The sequence below is a fragment of the Alcaligenes sp. CHO6 genome (assembly GCF_037120595.1).
GTDB classification, from domain to species: domain Bacteria; phylum Pseudomonadota; class Gammaproteobacteria; order Burkholderiales; family Burkholderiaceae_B; genus Alcaligenes; species Alcaligenes ammonioxydans.
In genome coordinates, this window is record NZ_JBANCI010000001.1 from 1,564,449 (window position 1) to 1,584,778 (window position 20,330).

At 57.2% G+C, this 20,330-nt stretch carries 20 protein-coding genes and 1 riboswitch; of the genes, 13 read left to right on the forward strand and 7 right to left on the reverse strand.

From position 1 onward, the window contains the following. Positions 1 to 152: 152 nt before the first annotated feature. A complete protein-coding gene (locus V6936_RS07320) occupies positions 153 to 1,286 on the reverse strand; it encodes an aminotransferase class V-fold PLP-dependent enzyme (RefSeq protein WP_003801707.1) in 1,134 nt (377 codons plus the stop codon). 260 nt (positions 1,287 to 1,546) lie between these two features. Here V6936_RS07320 and V6936_RS07325 point away from each other — a divergent pair, with 260 nt between their 5' ends. Beyond that, positions 1,547 to 2,221: a metallophosphoesterase gene (locus tag V6936_RS07325; RefSeq protein WP_100214829.1), complete on the forward strand. Its 675-nt coding sequence runs from the start codon at positions 1,547 to 1,549 to the stop codon at positions 2,219 to 2,221. 144 nt (positions 2,222 to 2,365) lie between these two features. Here V6936_RS07325 and V6936_RS07330 read toward each other — a convergent pair whose 3' ends face one another. The 5 genes from V6936_RS07330 to V6936_RS07350 all read right to left on the reverse strand — a co-directional run bounded on the left by V6936_RS07330 (position 2,366) and on the right by V6936_RS07350 (position 7,320). Next, positions 2,366 to 2,815, reverse strand: coding sequence for a hypothetical protein (locus tag V6936_RS07330; protein WP_131071466.1), 450 nt, complete (start codon positions 2,813 to 2,815; stop codon positions 2,366 to 2,368). A gap of 334 nt (positions 2,816 to 3,149) precedes the next feature. Then, positions 3,150 to 4,238 carry a c-type cytochrome gene (locus tag V6936_RS07335; RefSeq protein ID WP_336579647.1) on the reverse strand — a complete coding sequence of 363 codons (1,089 nt, stop codon included), beginning with the start codon at positions 4,236 to 4,238 and terminating at the stop codon, positions 3,150 to 3,152. Between the two features lie 21 nt (positions 4,239 to 4,259). Continuing rightward, positions 4,260 to 5,069, reverse strand: coding sequence for a c-type cytochrome (locus V6936_RS07340; RefSeq protein WP_336579648.1), 810 nt, complete (start codon positions 5,067 to 5,069; stop codon positions 4,260 to 4,262). Positions 5,070 to 5,077: 8 nt separating this feature from the next. Next, positions 5,078 to 5,728, reverse strand: a complete 651-nt coding sequence (locus V6936_RS07345; protein ID WP_003801717.1) for a cbb3-type cytochrome c oxidase subunit II — start codon at positions 5,726 to 5,728, stop codon at positions 5,078 to 5,080. Beyond that, the gene (locus V6936_RS07350) at positions 5,725 to 7,320 is read right to left on the reverse strand and encodes a cbb3-type cytochrome c oxidase subunit I (RefSeq protein WP_336579649.1); all 1,596 of its coding nucleotides are present in this window, start codon (positions 7,318 to 7,320) and stop codon (positions 5,725 to 5,727) included. The genes V6936_RS07345 and V6936_RS07350 overlap by 4 nt, the downstream gene beginning before the upstream one ends. A gap of 253 nt (positions 7,321 to 7,573) precedes the next feature. On the opposite strand from V6936_RS07350, the gene V6936_RS07355 reads away from it, so the two are divergent. Further along, complete coding sequence (locus V6936_RS07355; RefSeq protein WP_003801720.1) at positions 7,574 to 8,236, forward strand: response regulator; 663 nt, start codon at positions 7,574 to 7,576, stop codon at positions 8,234 to 8,236. A gap of 12 nt (positions 8,237 to 8,248) precedes the next feature. After that, positions 8,249 to 9,604 (forward strand): ATP-binding protein, encoded by a 1,356-nt coding sequence (locus V6936_RS07360; protein WP_131071464.1) that lies wholly within the window; start codon positions 8,249 to 8,251, stop codon positions 9,602 to 9,604. Positions 9,605 to 9,776: 172 nt separating this feature from the next. On the opposite strand, the gene V6936_RS07365 is transcribed toward V6936_RS07360, so the two are convergent. Beyond that, complete coding sequence (locus V6936_RS07365) at positions 9,777 to 9,986, reverse strand: cold-shock protein (RefSeq protein ID WP_009461028.1); 210 nt, start codon at positions 9,984 to 9,986, stop codon at positions 9,777 to 9,779. Positions 9,987 to 10,374: 388 nt separating this feature from the next. Between V6936_RS07365 and V6936_RS07370 the strand changes: the two genes are divergently transcribed. From V6936_RS07370 to V6936_RS07415, 10 genes are all read left to right on the forward strand, one after another. Then, positions 10,375 to 11,703: an FAD-dependent oxidoreductase gene (locus tag V6936_RS07370; protein WP_336579652.1), complete on the forward strand. Its 1,329-nt coding sequence runs from the start codon at positions 10,375 to 10,377 to the stop codon at positions 11,701 to 11,703. Beyond that, positions 11,690 to 12,193 (forward strand): thiosulfate oxidation carrier protein SoxY, encoded by a 504-nt coding sequence (locus V6936_RS07375; RefSeq protein WP_336579653.1) that lies wholly within the window; start codon positions 11,690 to 11,692, stop codon positions 12,191 to 12,193. Before V6936_RS07370 ends, V6936_RS07375 begins: the two co-directional genes overlap by 14 nt. 13 nt (positions 12,194 to 12,206) lie before the next feature. Then, complete coding sequence (gene soxZ / locus V6936_RS07380) at positions 12,207 to 12,533, forward strand: thiosulfate oxidation carrier complex protein SoxZ (RefSeq protein WP_240209320.1); 327 nt, start codon at positions 12,207 to 12,209, stop codon at positions 12,531 to 12,533. Between the two features lie 162 nt (positions 12,534 to 12,695). After that, positions 12,696 to 13,049 carry a c-type cytochrome gene (locus V6936_RS07385; protein WP_336579654.1) on the forward strand — a complete coding sequence of 118 codons (354 nt, stop codon included), beginning with the start codon at positions 12,696 to 12,698 and terminating at the stop codon, positions 13,047 to 13,049. A gap of 2 nt (positions 13,050 to 13,051) precedes the next feature. Then, positions 13,052 to 14,347, forward strand: a complete 1,296-nt coding sequence (locus V6936_RS07390) for an NAD(P)/FAD-dependent oxidoreductase (RefSeq protein WP_059317875.1) — start codon at positions 13,052 to 13,054, stop codon at positions 14,345 to 14,347. Between the two features lie 32 nt (positions 14,348 to 14,379). Next, entirely contained in the window at positions 14,380 to 15,387 is a 1,008-nt protein-coding gene (locus V6936_RS07395) for a YeeE/YedE family protein (protein ID WP_051010417.1), read from the forward strand. Positions 15,388 to 15,482: 95 nt separating this feature from the next. Then, positions 15,483 to 15,965, forward strand: coding sequence for an isochorismatase family protein (locus V6936_RS07400; RefSeq protein WP_059317876.1), 483 nt, complete (start codon positions 15,483 to 15,485; stop codon positions 15,963 to 15,965). 254 nt (positions 15,966 to 16,219) lie between these two features. Then, positions 16,220 to 16,309: riboswitch (glycine riboswitch) on the forward strand. A gap of 414 nt (positions 16,310 to 16,723) precedes the next feature. Continuing rightward, positions 16,724 to 18,094, forward strand: coding sequence for an amino acid permease (locus V6936_RS07405; RefSeq protein ID WP_275694131.1), 1,371 nt, complete (start codon positions 16,724 to 16,726; stop codon positions 18,092 to 18,094). Between the two features lie 410 nt (positions 18,095 to 18,504). Then, positions 18,505 to 19,005: a TRAP transporter small permease subunit gene (locus V6936_RS07410; protein ID WP_003804547.1), complete on the forward strand. Its 501-nt coding sequence runs from the start codon at positions 18,505 to 18,507 to the stop codon at positions 19,003 to 19,005. After that, the gene (locus tag V6936_RS07415; RefSeq protein WP_003804548.1) at positions 18,995 to 20,317 is read left to right on the forward strand and encodes a TRAP transporter large permease; all 1,323 of its coding nucleotides are present in this window, start codon (positions 18,995 to 18,997) and stop codon (positions 20,315 to 20,317) included. The genes V6936_RS07410 and V6936_RS07415 overlap by 11 nt, the downstream gene beginning before the upstream one ends. Positions 20,318 to 20,330: the final 13 nt, after the last annotated feature.

The following is a 20,330-nucleotide window of genomic DNA, read 5'->3' on the forward strand; positions in this document are numbered from 1 at the left end:
CGGCGGCTGGCCAACCCTGCCATCCGGCTGGGCCTGCCTCGAATGCCGGCCCAGTCAATCGGGGCAGGGGCTCCGGCCGAGCCCAGTCATCCACGAAGGGAGCCTCTCGCGGCTCCCTTTTCATGGGGGCAAAAAAGGTGTGCACCCACGCCTTACAGCGCCTCAATGGCATCCAGGGCTTGGGCCAAGCGTTCTACAGAACGCTCGATATGAGTCAGCTTGTCCAGGCCAAACAAACCAATGCGAAAAGTCTTGAAATCGGCAGGTTCATCACACTGCAAAGGCACGCCCGACGCCGCTTGCAAGCCAGCCTTGGCAAACTTCGCCGCCGAATGAATCCCGTCGTCCGTGGTGTAGCACACGACAACGCCCGGGGCCTCAAAACCCGGCGCGGCCACGCTGCGAAAACCGTGCTCACTCAACAGAGCGCGCACTTTGCGACCCAGCTCAAGCTGACGATTGCGGACCCAGTCAAAACCCAGCGCTTCGGTCTCGGCCATCGCCTCTTGCAGAACCTTCAACGAATCCGTAGGCAAAGTCGCGTGGTAGGCGTGAGCCCCATTTTCATAGGTTTCCATAATCTGCAGCCACTTGCGCAGATCGCAGACAAAACTGGTGCTGGTTGTACTGTCAATGTGCTGACGAGCCCGCTCGCTCAACATCACCAGGCCGCAACACGCTGAACCGGTCCAACCTTTTTGTGGCGCGCTAATCAAGACATCCACGCCCACATGCTTCATATCCACCCAGACGGTGCCAGAGGCAATGCAATCCAGCACAAACAGTCCGCCGACCGCATGCACCGCATCTGCTACCTGACGCATATAGTCATCTGGCAGCATAATGCCCGAGGCCGTCTCCACATGCGGGGCAAACACCAGGGCCGGCTTTTCAGCCTGAATCGCGGCGATCACTTCCTCGACAGGCGCAGGCGCGTAGGCCGCCTGCGTCCCTGGCTCGATCGGACGAGCTTTCAGAACCGTCGTGCTGGCAGGGATGGAGCCCATATCGAAAATCTGCGTCCATCGGTAGCTGAACCAGCCGTTACGAATCACCATGCACTTGCGATTAGTCGCAAACTGACGGGCGACCGCCTCCATGCCGAACGACCCGCTGCCCGGCACCACAATCGCCGAGTGAGCCTGATAGACCAGCTTGAGCGTGCGAGAGATTTCGCGCATCACTTCCTGGAAGGTTTTCGACATGTGGTTTAGCGCGCGATCGGTGTAGACCACCGAATACTCAAGCAGGCCGTCCGGATCAACAGGCGTATTGGTGTGAGACATGAAAACCTCGGAATTCAGAGAGAAAAAATAGTAAGCTCCAGGGATTTTAGACCAAGCCATCCAACACGGTCTGCTTGTCCCATCGCGTAGTCTGCTCAGACTAAGGTTTATCGGAAGCAGGCCGATCAACCCTGACGCTACCCGGATGCCTGGCGGGCGTGACCGCTTGTCCAACACGCAAGGTTACGCCAGGCCGTGCCTTTCTTGACTCCAGTCCCGGCTATGAGTACCGTGATGGGCACGTATCACCCAGCCCGAACATGACAATGCATGTAGCCCGCTTTAAGCCAAATACCTTGGGACGCGATATTGCCGTGGGAGATATTCACGGTTGCTTCACCAAGCTGAAGAAGTCTTTAGAACGGATTCGGTTTAATCCCTCCAAGGACCGGCTTTTTTCAGTGGGGGACTTGGTAGATCGCGGCCCGGAGTCGCACCAGGTTCTAGACTGGCTTGACCTGCCCTGGTTTCACGCAATTTGTGGCAATCACGAACAACTGACCTGGCGGCGGGCGATTGGACAAGCGATTCAAGAAGTAGACCATCGTGTGCATGGCGGGCTATGGCTGGACGACTGCACACCGGACGAACAATCCCTTATCGCGCAACGCCTGCAAGCCCTGCCTTTGGCAATGGAAATTGAAACGCCCCTGGGTTTAGTGGGTATGGTGCATGCCGACTTCCCCTACGAAGACTGGCAACACATCCATACCCAGGCTTTCGATGCCAATGACCGCTATGTTTGCATGTGGTCCAGAGACCGCTATGTGACGGGCTACGACGGTCTGGTCGGTGGCGTGCGGGCCTTGGTGCATGGGCACCAGACAACGCACAAAATGCGGCAATTGGGCAATGTGTTTTTCATTGATACCGGCGGGTGGCTGGATCATGGGCATTTCACCTTGCTGGACTTGAAGCGCTTGGTGGCTTTGTAGGCGTTTTTCGTCAATGCTGGTGCGGGCTTCTTCCCTCACGCTGTCTCTGCACCGGCTTGAACATCGGTCATCCCCCAGAAAAGAACAGGCGGATGACCACCCCATCAAGACATCGCCCTAACTCTGCTGTCTGTAATGATGTCTCTAACGCAGAGGATCTTTGAACTGCAGCAGAAAGCCGGGTTTGTAGGCGCTGCCGTCCAGATACGATTCCATTTTCCGGCATTTGGCGTTGCGGGTTTTATTGACCTGGAAGTCGGTCACGATTTGCGTGGCTTCGTCATACACCACTACCACAGAGCACTTGCGAGGCAGTTCGCGTTCATAAAAATACAGGCCTGTGGTCATACCAGGCCGATCGGTGTTGTGATAGGCGTAGCTATCTGTGAATGTCACCGTTTCAACTTCGTCAAATATCCAGTAATAGTAGGGTTTGCCATCGTTGGTTATTCCAGACTGTTGCAAACGTTTGGGCATGGCGTTCACGGCTTCCGATACAGGTTTGCCCTCAAAGCGGGAAGGAGCCCGATGTGCGGCACAGCCTGCCAGCACGAGAGCAAAGGCGCAGATGCCAAGTTGTTTAAAGGGAATCATTCGAAAAAAGAGGTCAAAAAAGTTGGAACAGGTCGGCGAGTGCCAAGCAGATAAGGTATGGTTTTTATCTCTTTATGATATTAATAACAACCATATGCTGGATAATCCGCCGTTTAATGGGGTGCTTTTCAGCCCAGTCCATCAAGGTCACTGGACAGCCGGATGCTGCAACTGCCGATAACTGCTTGTGCATAACATCCATCGACCTGATTTCATTGGGTGTTTACGGCACAAACCGCTGCCCAATTACTTTGCTTATGGGTCCAAGGAAGCAATCAATCGGCAAATCCCCAGTACCGGCGTCCTACGACCTCGCTTTCCAACAGCCCAACATTTACTTGTCCACGCCCCCACCCAACACAAGGCCGTTCACTTTCTTGCCGTAGTAGCTTTCCTCTCCATCGTGAAATTCCACGCGAGCCTGCTCCAGCGTCCCTGTCTGACGGGGATCTTTGGGACGCTCATGACTGTTGATGTAAGCGGCAACATCCCAGGTTTCTTGATCGGTCAGGGAAAATGGTTTACCCAAAGGCATATTGGCCTTGATGAAACCCGCTGCCGTATCAATACGTGCCATCCCCGCTCCCCAGTTGTAGGAGTTATTCCCCCATAAAGGCGGGAAGACCACGCCACTTTCAGCATCCTTCTGTCCCTGACCATCCACCGCGTGACACAGCACACAGTTATTGGTGTAAACCTCTTTACCCCGCGCGACGTCATAGCCCAGCTCCGTCTTTTTCACCTTGGGAAAGCCGGCGCCAGGCAACTTCTGACCGGTCGGCGCCCCGTCAGACATCCAGTACATATAGGTCATCAAATCACGGTAGACGTCGCTGCCTGCCGGTGGCGCCACGCCCGTAGAAGAAGCCTGGGCATTCATCGAATAGGTAAAACAACCAATAATGCGATCTTCCAGGGTACTGATGGCCTTGGTCTTGGAACGGTACGCCGGGTAGCTGACATAAGCCCCCCACATGGGCGCTGAATGCTCACGGCGCCCGGCATCCAGGTGGCAGTTCACACAGGCCAGTGTGTTGCCCACGTGATCCGACACTGTCGTGGAGGTTTCCATAAAAATCTGTTGTCCACGCCGAACGGCTTCCCCGTATGGTGTGTCGGGAATGCTGCTCTCGGCAGGCGGCACAAAGTAGCCGTCCGGGCCCACCGGCATTCCCGCCGTGACCGCGAGCTTGTCCTTGCTTTGCGCCTCTCGATCGGCTTGCATGGCCTCACGGCTGTAACCGACATCGCCCACCTTAATCGTCGCCGAATCGGGCGAGCCCAGGGAAAAAGACAACCAGCCCCTGGCGTTCAGACCATATCCGATGGCAAACAGCAATACCCCTATACCGGCCCCCCAGGCCAGTCTGCGTCCGCCCGACATGACGGGTTTGCCACGACCCTGCTCTTGCGTATCTTTCATAAAAAACTCTCTGTTCTGATCTTATTTCGCCTGCGTGCCAGGGGCTGGCAAGGAGGCGGCGTAGTAGGAAACCGCATACAGGTCCTCGTAGGACAGGCGCGAGGCAATATCATCCATCAGCGTTTGCGGCGAATTGTGACGATGACCGCCTTTCCAGGCCGACAGCTGACTGAACAGGTAGTCCGCCTGTTGAGCCGCCAGCGGCGGGAACGCAGCCCCTACCCCTTCACCTTGGCTGCCGTGACAGCTGATGCAGGCGGGCACGTTCTGCTTCCAGTCTCCTTTCTGGAACAAGGCCTGCCCACGCGCCAGATCCGCGTCCGAACTGGGTACTGCAATAGCGGGGACAGGCAGCTTGGCGTAGTAGCTGGCCAGCTCTTTCATATCCGCCGGTTGCAAGCCACGAGCCACATACTGCATGGACTCATTCAAACGTGCGCCACTGGCAAAATCCTCGAGCTGCTTGAGCAGATATGCCTCTGAAATACCGGCCAGACGAGGGGTGATACCCGCGCCTTCACCCGCCTCACCGTGACAGGAGGCGCAGCTCCACACACTGCCCTGCCCCGAATACACCAGCACCGGTGCATCCCTTGAAGCAGCCATTGCCGGCACGACTGGCGTACCACCGCCGTGAGAGCCGATGACAGTGGACTCATCTGGCGCGGCATGCGGGGCCAGATCATGCAGATAAAGGCCCACGCCCGCCAAGGCCAGCGCCACCAGCACGGCCAGCAGAAAAATCGGAATGGGACGCGGTGGCTCCCATGGCTCAAAACTAGGGTCAATATTCTCGACCAGAGGCGAACTCGAATCTTTTTTCTTTGTCATGACATGTCCTATTGAGCGCCCGAGTCCATCAAGGTCTCGCCAGGGCGGCGGTCGTAGCCGCGGTCGCGTTTATCCAACTCCTGGCTTGTAGTCGCGTAGGTGCGATCCAAGGCCAGCAAATACTCGACCAGATCCAGGGCTTCCTGGCGGGCAACCACATGCTTGCCCTCTGGCTGCAAGGATTCGGGAAGACGCACAAGCACATCGCCCGGTTCGAGCTGAGCTTTCAGTTCGAACATATAAGGGTAGGATGGCATCAGGCTCCAGTCGAAAATCGCACGCGGCTGGTACAGGTGAGTCAAGTGCCAATCCCGACTTTTCATGCGCGCTGCGACGTTGAACAGGTCCGGACCGGTACGCATCGTTCCCAGCAAGTGGGGCGAGTCGTAAAAATAGTCACCGGGCGTAGAAGCACGCCCCCAGCCACGGGCGGTGTCAAACAGAGTCTGACCGCTCGAGCGGGGCTGCTGGCTGTGACAGTACAAGCAGCCGTTCGCCACGTACTGATCACGGCCCTGCAACTGCTGGACGGTATAGGGCTTCAATGGCGCAGGAGGCTCCGAGGTGCGCAATTGCCAAGCCGGCAGAATCACCAGCATGAGAGTGGCCAGCAGCAAAACGCCAATGGCTCCGATGAGTAAAGGTAAGAGTCGGTTCATGATGCATCTGCCCGAGCAAGTGGAGGAGTCGCATTAACAGCGGTGTCTTTGCGCAACAACAGCAAGGCAAAGTGAGCCGCAAAAATGAAATGACCCAAGGTCATCATGGTGCCGCCGATCGAGCGGGCCTCCAGATACGGAACCATCTTGCGAGTGATCTCGCCGAAACTGGCGCCCGGGTCCATCAGACCCATGCCCTGCACGACCCCGGCAACGCTCAAGGCCAGCACATAAATCGTGAAGCCTGCCGTCACCAGCCAGAAATGGGTCTTGATCAGCGCCGGAAAGGGCCAGCGACGTCCCAGAATGTGCGGCATCATGTAATACAGGGTGCCAAACATCACCATGGACACAAAGCCGTAGGCGCCCAGATGGGCGTGACCGACGGTGTAATGCGTAAAGTGCGTCACCGAGTTCACCGAACGGATGGCCTCCAGCGACCCCTGGAAAGAGGACAGGGTGTACATCAGTGCGCCAATCCAGACAAAACGCAAGGCCATGGATTGCTTGAAGGCCCACAAGTTCTGCGCCACCGTGACGTGCTGGTTGATGGCTACCGCAATCACAGGCACAAACATCATGATGCTATGCACCACGGAAAGGGTGACGGCCCAGGTCGGCACCGGCCCCCCCATCAAGTGATGCATGCCCACCTGACTGTAGAACAGCGCCAGGCTCCAGAAACCCAGCAAAGACACGTTGTAGGAATACACGGGCTTGCCAATGATTTTAGGGATGATGTAGTACGCCGCCCCCACGCCCATCGGCGTCAACCACAGACCCAGCACATTGTGAGCAAACCACCAGTTCACGGTAGCTTGCTGGGCACCGATGTGCAGGCCCGGGATATTCGATACCAGGAAAAGGAAGGGAAACCACACCATGCCAGCCAGAAAGTACCAGCCTGACACATAGATATGGCGCGACTTGCGCTTGGCCGCAGTTTCAATAGCCGGCCAGGCCAGGAAAAAACCGCCTACCGCCAGCAAAATATCGATCTGCCAGGGGAACTCCAGCCACTCAATGCCATCGGACCAGCCACTGGCAACGGCCAGCGTGCCGCCCAAGACCCCCAGGGTCCACAAGGCCGCACCGAAGTACACCATATTGGGCCGTCGCAAGGGCGTATGAAAAATGCGTGGCAACAGCCACAAGGCCACACCGATTCCGGTCACCGACAACCAGCCATAGGCCACAATATTCAGGTGCAAGGTGCGCGCCCGTCCAAACGTCACCTGGGCCACATCGGCCAGCCAGTCGGGCCAGTGCAGTTTGAGCGATGCCATCACGCCAAACACCGAGCCTATCAGCAGCCAGGTAATTCCGACCGTCACCAACAGCAAAACCGGCCCTCGGCCACTGCGATCAATGCCGGCACGCAACACGTCAAAACGATGCGCCTGCGCCTCGCTCTTCTCCCCAAAGGAAGCGCTATCGTCAGGCTGGCCCAACTCCCCTTTCATGAAGATGGTTTCAGCCTCGTTCTTGCCGACGAAAATCAGTTTGTTTGCAACGGCCCAGACAAGAATGCCCAGTGCCACCAAAGAGGCGACAAAACTGGTCGCCAGTAATATTCCCAATATAGGAGTCATGTGAATAAATGCCCGAGATCGATCATGCGGCTAAGCCTGGAGAAACGTCATTGCCCCAGCCGGTTTTATTAAAAAAGTAAGTACCGAGATGCAAATGCAATGCAATCTAGCTCACAGTAGAGGATCAGGATTAAGGCCAAATTAAGAGAGAGGCGCCTTTTGCCGCCCGCCTCTAGACTGCTAACATGAACGCCGAAACGTAATGAACATCAGGCTTTGCCTGAACACGCCGCATTCGCGACAAGGGGGGAGAATGCACGTCTTACTGGTTGAAGATGACGCGCTGGTCGCCAGCGGAATTGTGGCCGGCCTGCGATTGCACGGCTTGACGGTGGACCACGTAGGCACCGCCAGTCTGGCCGATACGGCCTTGCTGTCCTCGCACTTTGATGTCTGTATTCTGGATCTGGGCTTGCCCGATCAGGACGGACTGACGCTGCTGCGCCGCTGGCGCGATCAGGGCCGCAAACTGCCCATTCTGATCCTGACCGCCCGCGATGCGCTGCATCACCGGGTCGAGGGCTTGTTGGGCGGAGGCGATGACTACGTCATCAAGCCTTTTGACCTGGACGAGCTGCTGGCGCGTCTGCATGTGCTGACACGACGCTTGGCCGGTCACGAAACCGACTGCATTGAATATGGACGATTAAGCTTCTGTGCGTCGACCGGCCATGTCACTCTGGATGGCAAGCCAGTCAGCCTGGCCCGGCGCGAACTGTCCCTGTTGCGCGCCCTGCTCAACAAACCCCATGCCATTCTGAGTGCCGAACAGCTGTGTGACAGCGTCTACGGGTACGACCAGGATCTGGAAAGCAATGCCATCAATGTCCATATCTACCATTTGCGGCGCAAGCTGGGCAGCCATATCGTTGAGACCGTTCGCGGTCTGGGCTACCGACTGGGGCCGGCGGGCTAGGAAAGAAACAACATGAGTTTGCGCCTGAGGTTGCTGCTGGTGATCGGCATTTCCCTGACCGTGCTATGGAGTGCCGTGGCGGCCTGGATGCTGATGGATGCGCGCCATTCCCTGCGTGAGGCGCTGGACAGTCGTCTGGCGGCCTCGGCGCGAATGGTGGCCGGGCTGGTGGCCCAATTTCCGAATCTACAGGAGCTGGCCCAGTCAGCCGAGCGCCCCTTGGACATCATTGCCCGCGACGGGGTTGCCTGCGAGATCAGCGTGGTGCGCAGTGAAGTGGAGATTCAGGCAGTCAGCCGTACCGCCGGCAGTCCGGACATGTCGCAAGTGGCCTTGGGCTTTGGCACCCATATCCATGGCGGCAAGCGCTGGCGCACCTTTGTCCTGCGCGAGGGGCATATCCAGATTGCCGCCGCTGACAGCATCGAGATACGCGAATCCCTGGTACGGGAAATCATGCTCTCGGCCGGGCTGCCTTTCGTAGTGGCCCTGTTTGGCAGTCTGCTCCTGTTGTGGATAGGGATCGGTCACGGGCTGGCCCCTCTGGAGCGGATTCGGGATTTGCTGGCCCGCCGCCGTCCCGGTGACGACAGCCCGCTTCCCCAGGTCAAAGCCCCGGTGGAGCTACAGCCGCTGCTGCGTACGATTGAGGCGCTGCTGGAGCGGCAACAGGCCGCCATCATGCGTGAACGCCGCTTTACCGATAGCGCAGCCCACGAATTGCGCACCCCGCTGACAGGCATCAAAACCCACCTTCAAGTGGCTCATCTGGCGGCCCAACGTCCTGGCGAGCGTGACACGCTCGATGCCGCCTTAAGTCAGGCCGATCAGGGTGTGCAGCAACTGCAAAATATCCTGCAAAGGCTGCTGGAGCTGGCTCGGCTGGACGGCCAGGGTGCGAGTCAGGAAAGCAGTCAGGCCGATGAAGCCGTCTATGCAGCTTTACATGCGCTCAAGGCCATCCATGGTGACACCATCGACGCCATCACGCTGGACACACACACTCAACCCGGACCGGTGCAAATTGAAAAGTCCTTGCTGACAGTGGCCATACAGAACCTGATCGATAATGCCCTGCGCTATGCCAAGGCCTTGGCAGCCATCAGCCTGCGAATTGAGGCGGGAGAACCGGGTTACCTGCGTATCAGCGTATTGGATAATGGCCCTGGCTTGAGCGAGAGCGAACGCGATCTGGCTATGAACCGCTTCTGGCGTGGCTCACAGCAACAGGCCGGTTACGGGCTGGGCTTGTCCATCGTGAACGCCATCGCCACCCAGCATGGAGGAACGCTGGAGCTGCTGAACCGGCAAGGTGGCGGTCTGGAGGCTCGGCTGACCGTACCGCTAAGCGCGTCAACGCCGCTCTAAAGCGACGTGTCGCTCCAGTTGCCCGACATCGGACCTACTGCTGGTAGAGCACGCAGCGCCCATCTCTGGATTGCGGGTGGCAACTTGCCAAGCATTAAAAAAGGCCGGAACCTTGACGGGTTCCGGCCTTTTCAGTTTGACGCGGTGCTTGCCGGTTCAGGCAAGCCCATCATCAAAGAATTTGGATTTTAGTTGCGCATGGGCCTTTTTGGCCTGCACCTTCGATGAAGGAAACGCGTTGGTTCTCTTCCAATGTTTTGAACCCGGTTCCCTGAATTTCACTGTGGTGTGCGAAGAGATCCTTGCCGCCGTTCTCCGGCACGATGAATCCGAAGCCTTTTTCGCTGTTGAACCACTTCACAATACCAATTTCTGTCTTCAAAATAAGTCCTAAATGTAAAAACGAACAGAGAAAAAATTTCTCTCCCTGCACTATCCTCCGATTTTGTGCACAAAGATAGCGCCGTTACGTTTTAATCCAAAAAATCCGGTTTTTCTGTTGTTTCCTGAGCATTTCCGAGTGTTAACCCTTACCCGCAGTCCGACGTTTCCACCGCACGACCAGCCCTCCCCCCCACTTCGTTCTTCCCCCACCCGCACTGAACTGCGCTGCTGCACCGTGCCTGAGCGGCCTCTAACCTTGGTTTCAACGCCTTGGCCCGGCAAAAAACCCCACGCAGCCCCGACAGTCTTGGCTATACTGGCTCGCACCAAGCGGTCTACTTACCAGGATTGACGTGTGTCATGTCATGATCACGAGGAACATAGCAATGAATCGTAGAAATTTTCTGCTGGCCACCCCAGCCGCCGCACTCGGAACAATTGTTCTTCCTTCCACCAGCCTTTCAGCCCCCGCCATCATCACCAACACCAGTCAGATCCTGCCGCGCCACACCAAAGGCCCGCGCATTGTGATTTGTGGCGGCGGTTGGGGCGGGATGACCGCTGCCAAGTATCTGTCCAAGCTGGTTCCCCAAGCTCAGGTTGTGCTGATCGAGCGCAACCCCACCTTCTGGTCGGGGCCCATGAGCAACAAGTGGCTGATTGATATCGTCAACACTGATTTCCTGAACCATGACATGCTGGCGCCTTCGATCAAGTATGGGTACAGCCTGGTGCATGCCGAAGTCACAGCCATCGAACGCGACAAGAAAACCGTACGTACCACCCAGGGCGCGCTGGAATACGACTACCTGATCCTGTCGGGCGGCATACGCAATGCCTATGACGCCTGGTTTGGCAATGACACCTACGCCGCGGAATACACACGCCAGCACTTTCCCAATGCCTACATCCCGAACGCCGAGATGTTTGCTTTGAAGAACAAGCTCAAGGCCTTCAAGGGCGGCACCATTGTCATGACGCTGCCCCCGCCGCCCCACCGCTGTCCGCCCTCGCCCTACGAACGCGCTTGTTTGATGGCCTGGCACATCAAGACCAACAAGATTCCAGGCAAGATCATCATTCTGGACCCCAAGCCCAATATCGCCCCGATTGGCGAGGGCTACCGCGCCGCGTTCCAGGAGCTGTACCCGGACATCATCACCCATGTCCCCAATGCACGGGTGCGTGAAATCGACCCCTTCAAAAAACACATCAAGACCACTGCAGGCGACTTTGATTTCGACGATGCCGTGCTCATGCCTCCGCATCAGGCGGCCGACATGGTCTGGAACGCGGGTCTGGTGGGCACAGGCCCTGACGGCAAACCCACCGGCTGGGCCAATATTGATCCGCGCCTGTTCACCGCACGCGACGACGACAATGTCTATGTGGTGGGTGACTCGATGGGCTTTATTTCCGATCAGTTCGGCCACTATCCCAAGAGCGCGCACGTTGCGCATGCCGTGGCGAAAATCGTTTCCCAGAACCTGGCCGAACGGATTGCAGGCAAGGAAGTCGTGCCGGTACTCCCCGACAACCTGTGCTACATGATGGTGAATGGGGACCCGCAAGAAGAAATTTCGGTCAAGTTTGAGTACGAGCTGGATGCCAGCGGCAAGGTGCTGCAAACACAGATTGATATGGATGTTCGCACCCCCGACCTTGTTCAAGAAGATTTTCAGTGGATCCAGAGCCGTTTCAATGACTTCCTCTAAACTTCCCTCCCGTTTCGTGCGTCGTCGCCAGCTGTTGCTGGGCAGTGCGGCAGGGCTGGGCGCCGCCTGGCTGCCCGTCAATCTGCATGCACAAGTCGCTTTTGATCAATTGCTCAAGCCGGCCACCGCCGCCCAGGTCCAGGCGGTGGTGAACGAGTTCCTGGACGGCGCGACCCCTGAGGAAAAAGGCTTGAAACTGGACATGCCCGCCCTGGGAGACAACCCCGCCGCAGTGCCCGTCAAGGTCGTGCTGGACCTACCCGTCAATGACGAGCTGTATTGCCAGGAACTGATCATTCTGGCCCAGGGCAACCCACACCCCCTGGCCTGCCGCTTTCGCTTTACCGCCCTGGCAGGTACAACGGAAGTCGCCGTGCGCCTGCGTCTGATTGAAACCCAAACCATCCGTGCCCTGGCACGGTTGAGCGATGGCCGCGTTCTGAGCGCCCAGCATCACATCACCGTGACCGCTGGCGGCTGCGGCATGTAAACAAGAGCCCCTCATGAGTAAACCCCGTATCTGGATCAGCAACGCCACGCCCAAGACAGGCGAGATCGTGCGCGTGCGTGCGCTGGTAGAACACCGCATGGAAAGCGGCCTGCGCCTGAACAAAGAAGGTCAGGTTGTGCCACGCAACATCATCCACGACTTCAAGGCCACCTTTAACGGTGAACTCTTGTTCAATTGGCAACCGGAAACCGCCATTTCCCAAAACCCCTACCTTGAATTTACTTTTGTCGCACGACGCTCGGGGGTTCTGGAGATGAGCTGGACGGACGACCAGGGCGCTGTCATCACCGGCCAGACCGAGCTGAGCATCAGCGACTGATTATTGCTCGGTTCCCGTCAGACTCCCTACCCCCATCTCAGCGCCCCTATTGGGCGCTGAACTCATAACAGCGTTCTATATAGTCATACAAAGTGGGCGTAAGGAGAATGCTACGCTGAGCGTCTTTTCCTGCAACGAAGCACATTGACAAGAAGAATGCCCATGTCCCTCTCTCTGGTAGGTCGTCTCCTTTTCGCCCCCGCCTTGCTGGCGGCCAGCAGTGCCGCGGCACCGGCCTGGGCCAGTTCCACGCTGGATATCAAGACCGTAGCCAGCTCCTGTGCGAACTGTCACGGCTCGGATGGACGTTCCACCACCATCATTCCCTCGCTGGCAGGCCGTCCCCAGGCCGCCTTGCTGGAACAGTTGCGTGCCTTTGCCTCTGACAATCCCCCGGCTGGCACCACCATCATGAACCGTCTGGTCAAAGGCTACCAGGATGCGGATCTGCAAGCTCTGGCCCAGTACTTCTCGACACTTCCCTCCACCCCTGTCAGCATGGCGCAAGGACGTTAAGCATGAGCACACCCGTAAACTCCTCCCGTCGCCAATGGCTGAGCCGTGTCGGCAAGACCAGTGCCGCTGGCCTGGCTCTGAGTGCCTTGCCGGTGTATGCACGCAGCCGTTCCGCCCATGTGATTGTGGTCGGTGGCGGCTTTGGCGGTGCCACTGCGGCCCGCTACCTCAAGCGCGGCGATCCATCCCTTAAAGTAACCTTGATCGAACCGGCCACCACCTTCTACACCTGCCCATTCAGCAATCTGTATCTGGCCGGTCTGCGCCGCTTTGAACAGCAGGGCCACGGCTTTGAGGACCTGCGTGCAGCGGGTATTGAGGTGATCCACGATCGGGCAACGGCAGTGGACTCCCAGGCCAAAACCCTGAGCCTGTCCAAAGGCCAGACGCTGTCCTACGACAAGCTGCTGCTCTCGCCTGGCATTGATTTTCGCTGGAACACCCTGGAAGGGTATGACGAGGCCGCCGCCTTGTTGGCGCCGCATGCCTGGAAAGCCGGTGAGCAAACCCGGCTGCTCAAACGCCAGCTCGATGCCATGCCCAACGGCGGCACTTTTATTATGGTGGCCCCCGAAAACCCATTCCGCTGCCCGCCTGGCCCCTACGAGCGCGCCAGCATGGTGGCTCACTACTTCAAGCAGAACAAACCCAAGTCCAAGATTCTGATTCTGGATGCCAAAGACAGCTTCTCCAAACAAGGCCTGTTTCAGGACGGTTGGAAACACGTCTATGGCGACATGATCGAATGGGTGCCCTTCTCCAAGGATGGCAAAGTCACCCGCGTGGATGCCGCCAAGCTCAGCGTGGAAACCGAGTTTGGCGAAATCCACAAGGCCGATGTGCTCAACGTGATTCCGCCTCAGAAAGCGGGAGCCATTGCCGAACAGGCCGGGGTCACCAACGCCAGCGGCTGGGTGCCCATTGACCCGCATACCTTCGAATCCGAGCAGGTCAAAGACATCTATGTGGTGGGCGATGCCACCATTGCCTCGCCCATGCCCAAGTCCGGCTTCTCGGCCAACACACAAGCCAAGCTGGCAGCGGCTGCCATCATCAATGCCTTGAACGGCAAGCCCGTGCCACAGGCGACCCTGAGCAATACCTGCTACAGTTTGATCGCTCCTGACTATGGCATTTCCGTGGGGCATTTGTACGCCTTTGCCGATGACAAGTTGGCCGAAGCCTCCGGCGGGGTCAGCCCCAAAGAAGCCAGCCCGGCCTTTCGCAAGCAGGAAGCCCAGTATGGCGAGGCCTGGTATGCCGCAATCAGTCGCGACATCTGGGGCACCCAAGGCTAAGTGGTTTCAATCCCGTTCCCTCTCCAGCGCACATGATGAATACAGAACTTGTACTGTGGGTCAGCTTGGCCATTGGTCTGCTCTTTGGCATGAGTGGCCAGCTCAGTGGTTTTTGCTTTTATCGTGGTTTAACCGAGCGCTGGTCCGGGCGCAGCGGCTACAAGCTCCAGGGCTTTGCCCTGGCGCTGGCCGTGGCCCTGGCCGGTACACAACTGGCTGCAGGCAGTGGGCTGATCAGCCTGGACAAGGTCTTGTACCTGAATCCGACCTTTTCCTGGCTGCTGGTGCCGGTCGGTGGCGTGCTGTTTGGTATAGGAATGACCTTGGCCAATGGCTGCGGTGCCCGCGCTCTGATTCTGTTGGGGCAAGGTAATTTGCGCTCTTTTGTAGTGCTGTTATGCCTGGGTATCGCCGCTTACATGACCTTGACCGGACTGCTGGCCCCGCTACGCATGAACCTCGCCCAAGTCAGCAGCATCACCCTGCCTGCCGTCACCCTGCCCGCAGGCCCCGTACGATCCATCGTCATTGCGCTGCTCGTTGCCGCTTTAATCGCCTTTTCCCTGCGCCCCCGTCTGGACGGCCAGCGGCTGAGTGATCTGCTGGCAGGCGCCTTTATCGGGCTGCTGATCGTAGCAGGCTGGCTGACCACCGGTTGGCTGGGCGATGACCCCTTCGAGCCTGTGCCCGTCAGCTCGCTGAGCTTTGTGGCCCCGATTGGGGAAAGTATTCAATACGCCATGATCTCCACCGGCATGAGTCCACGCTTTACCATCCTGATGGTGGCGGGTGTGCTGGCCGGTTCCTGCCTGAGTGCTCTGCTGCGCCGACGCTGGAAACTGGAAGGCTTTGAATCACCGCGCCACATGCTGCGTGCCATGACCGGCGGCACCCTGATGGGCGTAGGCGGTGTGCTGGCCCTGGGCTGCACCATCGGCCAGGGCTTGAGTGGCCTGTCTACCTTGTCCGCCACCTCCTTGCTGGCGGTGCTGGGGATCGTGATTGGCTCGCGCCTGGTCTGGGCACGCCCCAACTCCTGAGCCCGTGTTTCAATAGGGGTTTGATGGACCACCCTGCAGGCTGCCCGACGCTCCTGAGGCTAGCATTGCTGCAGGCGCTTATTGAGGCTCGTGCAATGCGACAGATCCTGCTTGTTGTCGATGTGCAAAGCTGTTTTGCTCCTCCCTTGTGGCTGATCGAAGGGATTAATAGGCTCAGCCGCCGCCTGCCCTGTGTGGCGCTGATCGAGCAGCATGACGAGTCCCAAACCCCTTTCCTCAGTCAGCTCGGCTGGTGTCCGCCGCGCGATGATTGCTGCCTGATCGATGCCGACGCCATCTTCATCAAGCATGGTTACACACCCAGCCCTGCTGCAATGGAGTATCTGCGGCAGTATCAGGCCGATCGCATTCTGGTCTGCGGTATTCAGACCGATACCTGCGTGCTGGCTGCGGGTTTTGCCTTGTTTGATGCTGGGCTGCATCCCACCCTGATTACCGATCTAACCGTGGGTTCATCGCTGGATCGATCCGGCGCGATGGGCATCAAGCTGTGGAAACATCACTTCGGTCGCACGATTCATAGCCGCGAGCTGCGGCTTGAGCAGGACCCGCCATAACCTTAGTCACTCCCCTTGCGTTACGCCTTGCTTGTCATTGACACCCGCTTGCTAAACGCTCTTAAGCCTGTCGACCCTCTGATGCATCGCATCGGCCCGCTTCAGTGCCCAGCTGCCAAGCGTTCTGCGCCTCATGTCTGCGGTCCCACATAGCCACAAAACCGGCCAAGAAACAAGAATTACCCGTCTTAAAACACTACAGGTTAACGCTAGTAGTCATCGCTTTTTGCCTGTCTATACAATAGCGGCGTCAATAACGGTTCAGGTGAGAGTCTTCACATTGATGAAGCGCCGACGGAGCAACGACCCCGGAATCTCTCAGGCAAAAGAATCCTGAACCTTTGACCATCTGGAGAGAGGCACACCCGTGCCCACCGAAGGGGACCATCGCGAACCGATGGATAAGCTCTCAGGTAAACGGACAGAGGGGGTACAGAGACCATATGGTCTTTGTTCACCTATTTGTCCGGAGTCTATCTATGAGCAGATAGTCAGGTGCCTTTTCTGGACGCCTGACCCACCACTACTTTATTTCTATTTTTAATCGCACACAGGTCTGTTCTGACATTTCATGTCATCAGAACAAGGAGGACTGTTGTGCGCTCCCCATCATATTTAGATCGGTATCAAGAAAACCGTCCTTGAGGACGGGTTGTACCCTTTGTTTTCTCGCAGCACAGTCATAATTACGCATTTGAACGAATAAAAATCAGGAGAACAGTGTGTCTCAGCAACATTCATCTGGACTGCAGCGCTCGTTGAAAAACCGGCACCTGCAACTGATAGCAATTGGAGGCGCTATCGGCACAGGGCTATTTATGGGATCAGGCCGCACGATCAGCCTGGCCGGCCCCTCGGTCTTGTTTACGTACATGATCATCGGGTTCTTTTTGTTTTTTGTTATGCGGGCAATGGGAGAATTGCTTCTGCATAATCTGGAATACAAATCTTTTGTCGATTTCGCCGCCGATATTCTAGGCCCGACCATGGGCTATTTTCTGGGCTGGAGTTATTGGTTTTGCTGGGTAGTCATTGGGATTGCAGATATTGTGGCCATTACCGGCTATACCCAATTCTGGTGGCCGGATATTCCATTGTGGTTACCAGGACTGGCCTGCATTGCTTTTTTGCTGGTCTTTAATCTGCTGTCGGCCAAATTATTTGGTGAGCTGGAGTTCTGGTTTGCACTGGTCAAGATTATTGCCATTGTGGCCCTGATTGGCGTGGGTGCGTATCTGCTGTTTACCGGCTTTGTGGGCCCAACCGGTGAAAAAGCCAGCCTGACCCACTTGTGGGATCGGGGCGGGATGTTCCCCAATGGCCTGGGTGGCTTTTTTGCTGCCTTCCAGATCGCCATCTTCGCATTCGTGGGTATTGAGCTGGTGGGTACGGCCTCGGCTGAAACAGCGGACCCTGCCAAGAACCTGCCCAAAGCCATCAACAAGATTCCCGTTCGCGTGATTGTGTTTTACGTGCTGGCCCTGACCGCCATCATGACCGTCACTCCCTGGGATATTGTGGCCCCCAACAAGAGCCCCTTTGTAAACATGTTCTTGCTGATCGGCGTAGGTGCAGCCGCTGCCATCATCAACTTCGTGGTGTTGACCTCGGCCCTGTCCTCGGCCAACAGCGGCATGTTCTCGACAGGCCGCATGTTGTACGGTCTGTCCAAGAACAAGCTGGCTCCTGAAGCATTCAGCCAGCTGTCGCGCAATGGTACCCCCCGCAATGGCCTGATCTATTCTTGCGCCCTGTTGCTGTCCAGCCTGTTCCTGCTGTATGCAGAAGGCGATGTCATGCGTGTGTTCACCATCGTGACCACCGTGGCCAGCATCTGCTTTATCTTTGTCTGGGCCGTGATCCTGATCACCTACCTGAAGTACCGCCGGGTTCGCCCCGAAGCCCATGCCGCATCGAGCTACAAAATGCCCTTTGCGATTCCCATGTGTTACCTGACCCTGGCTTTCTTTGCCTTCGCGCTCTATCTGTTCAGCCAGGAAGAAGAAACCCTGATCGGCCTGATTGCCACGCCGTTCTGGTTCCTGGCGCTGTTCATCTGCCTGCCTTTCTACAAGAAACGCATGAAACAGCATCTGGCCCTGGGCCTGGCGGCGCAAAGCGTCCGTTAAGATCCCCTGCGCCCAACACGGCCCTGCCAGGGGCCGTGTTGCCGCAGCCAGGGGCTGGCTCCACAGGCGTAGGTCCGCACCCACAGACGACCTCTCATCCTGCAATCGTGGGAGAGTAGACCTGGAGCAAGGGCTGAAGCCCGGCACTCGAAAGCCACCCTTTGGGGTGGCTTTTTCTATGTGCAGACAAGCGGTAGCCGCGAGCCCCCAACCCTTTAGGCCCCCGATATTTCACGCCAATAACACAGATTCAGACGGAAAAACCTTTTACACGCCCTCATTTACACCTTATTACCCTTAATGCCTTCTCTCAGGTTGACGTAAGGGTAAACCCAAGTTGTGACGCGGCAAAGCTTACTCATAGACTAAACCCGATGTGTAGCCAATAAGAATGTACAAAAGGGACAAGCATGGTTTTACGTCTAATCGACTCGCTCAATGAATGGATAGGGAAGCTTATTTCCTTTATCGCCATCATTTTTTCCACCATCATTATTTACGAAGTCTTCATGCGCTACGTGATGAACCAGCCCACACGCTGGACTTTTGACGTCACCAAGCAGCTATATGGGTTTTACTTTCTGATGTTGGGCGCCTACGCACTCAAGCACCAGGCCCACGTCCGCGTCGATCTGCTCATCCAGCGCTTTTCTCCTGCCGTCCGAAAATGGACGGAAATTGCAGGTTACCTGATTTTCTTTTTCCCCTTCGCCTGGGTTTTCCTGACCCGCAGCTATGACTTTGCCATGCGCTCCTGGGCTCAAGGCGAGACCACCTACGGCGCGGTCCAATTACCTGTTTATCCACTCAAACTCTCCATGGTTCTGGCGGCCGCCTTGCTGCTGCTCCAGGGAATTGCTGAAGTTATCCGTTTGCTCAGTCAGAAGGACGCCCCCCGCCATGACGCCTGAATTGATTGCACTTGTCATGGGTGGCCTGCTGTTGCTGGGGCTGTTCATGGGACACCCCTTGGCCTTTGTTCTGGGCAGCACGGCTGTCATCGGCGCGCTGGTGGCGGGCAAACCCATGGTTCTGGGCATTGTGGTTAACCGCATTTACGGCGATGTCCTGGACAACTACACGCTGATTGCCATCCCGCTGTTTATTCTGATGGCACGTTTTCTGTCCGACTCCGAAGTCACCGACAAGATGTTTGAGGCCTTGCGCCTGCTGATGTCTCGCGTTCGGGGTGGGCTGGCGCTGGCTGTGGTATTTATCTCCATCTTGCTGGCAGCCACCACCGGCATTATCGGCGCCTCGATTACGGTTACCGGCATGATGGCACTGCGCCCCATGCTGCGCTATGGCTATTGCCCCAAGTTGACCACCGGTGTGATTGCCGCTTCGGGCTGCCTGGGCATCCTGATCCCGCCGTCCATCATGCTGATCCTGATGGCCAGCTACTCCCCACTGTCGATTGGCGAGCTGTTTGCCGGCGCGCTGATTCCTGGCGTGCTGCTGGGCCTGCTCTATGCCCTGTGGGTCGTGTTTGTTGCCTGGCGTCATCCTGAACGCGCCCCTTCCGTGGAGCCCGATGAAAAGATCTCCAGGCCCGCCTTGATCCGCATGCTGCTGGTGGAAGCCGTGCCACCCATCTTTCTGATTCTGGGCATTTTAGGTTCCATGCTGGCCGGCATTGCCACGGCCACCGAAGCCTCCGCTATCGGGGTGCTGCTGTCCTTGCTGATCGTGATTTTCCGGGGCAAGTTCAAATGGTCCATTTTTCTCAATGCCCTGTATGAAACCGGTCGCACCTCCTCCATGATTCTGTTCATTGTGGTCGGTGCCACGGCCTTTACCGGGGTCTTTAACATCACCGGCGGTTTGGGCGCTGCCCAGGACATCATGCGCGGTTTAGACATGGAACCCTGGCTGCTGATCGTCGTCATGCTGCTGATCATCTTTATTCTGGGCTGCTTTCTGGACTGGACCGGCATCGTCCTGCTGTCTTTCCCCATCCTGCTGCCGATTGTGCAGGAGATGGGCATCAGCCTGCTCTGGTTTGTGATTCTGGTTTCGGTTGTCCTGCAAACGTCCTTTTTGACCCCGCCTTTTGGTTATGCCCTGTTCTATTTGCGGGCCATCACACCCAAATCGGTCAAGACCATGGAGATCATTACCGGCGTCATCCCCTTTATCGGCCTGATTATTTTGATGTGCATCTTGCTGGCCATTTTCCCTGGTCTGGCCACTTGGTTACCCACCGTGCTGTACGGAACCTAATACAACAAGGAGA

Bases quoted from the DNA above. Each gene is read 5' to 3' on its own strand.
- V6936_RS07370 (WP_336579652.1), top strand. From the start codon at position 10,375: ATGAATCGTAGAAATTTTCTGCTGGCCACCCCAGCCGCCGCACTCGGA.
- V6936_RS07345 (WP_003801717.1), bottom strand. From the start codon at position 5,728: ATGAACCGACTCTTACCTTTACTCATCGGAGCCATTGGCGTTTTGCTG.
- V6936_RS07350 (WP_336579649.1), bottom strand. From the start codon at position 7,320: ATGACTCCTATATTGGGAATATTACTGGCGACCAGTTTTGTCGCCTCT.
- V6936_RS07390 (WP_059317875.1), top strand. From the start codon at position 13,052: ATGAGCACACCCGTAAACTCCTCCCGTCGCCAATGGCTGAGCCGTGTC.
- V6936_RS07395 (WP_051010417.1), top strand. From the start codon at position 14,380: ATGATGAATACAGAACTTGTACTGTGGGTCAGCTTGGCCATTGGTCTG.
- V6936_RS07320 (WP_003801707.1), bottom strand. From the start codon at position 1,286: ATGTCTCACACCAATACGCCTGTTGATCCGGACGGCCTGCTTGAGTAT.
- soxZ (WP_240209320.1), top strand. From the start codon at position 12,207: ATGAGTAAACCCCGTATCTGGATCAGCAACGCCACGCCCAAGACAGGC.
- V6936_RS07325 (WP_100214829.1), top strand. From the start codon at position 1,547: ATGACAATGCATGTAGCCCGCTTTAAGCCAAATACCTTGGGACGCGAT.
- V6936_RS07330 (WP_131071466.1), bottom strand. From the start codon at position 2,815: ATGATTCCCTTTAAACAACTTGGCATCTGCGCCTTTGCTCTCGTGCTG.
- V6936_RS07415 (WP_003804548.1), top strand. From the start codon at position 18,995: ATGACGCCTGAATTGATTGCACTTGTCATGGGTGGCCTGCTGTTGCTG.
- V6936_RS07410 (WP_003804547.1), top strand. From the start codon at position 18,505: ATGGTTTTACGTCTAATCGACTCGCTCAATGAATGGATAGGGAAGCTT.
- V6936_RS07375 (WP_336579653.1), top strand. From the start codon at position 11,690: ATGACTTCCTCTAAACTTCCCTCCCGTTTCGTGCGTCGTCGCCAGCTG.
- V6936_RS07340 (WP_336579648.1), bottom strand. From the start codon at position 5,069: ATGACAAAGAAAAAAGATTCGAGTTCGCCTCTGGTCGAGAATATTGAC.
- V6936_RS07400 (WP_059317876.1), top strand. From the start codon at position 15,483: ATGCGACAGATCCTGCTTGTTGTCGATGTGCAAAGCTGTTTTGCTCCT.
- V6936_RS07360 (WP_131071464.1), top strand. From the start codon at position 8,249: ATGAGTTTGCGCCTGAGGTTGCTGCTGGTGATCGGCATTTCCCTGACC.
- V6936_RS07355 (WP_003801720.1), top strand. From the start codon at position 7,574: ATGCACGTCTTACTGGTTGAAGATGACGCGCTGGTCGCCAGCGGAATT.
- V6936_RS07385 (WP_336579654.1), top strand. From the start codon at position 12,696: ATGTCCCTCTCTCTGGTAGGTCGTCTCCTTTTCGCCCCCGCCTTGCTG.
- V6936_RS07335 (WP_336579647.1), bottom strand. From the start codon at position 4,238: ATGAAAGATACGCAAGAGCAGGGTCGTGGCAAACCCGTCATGTCGGGC.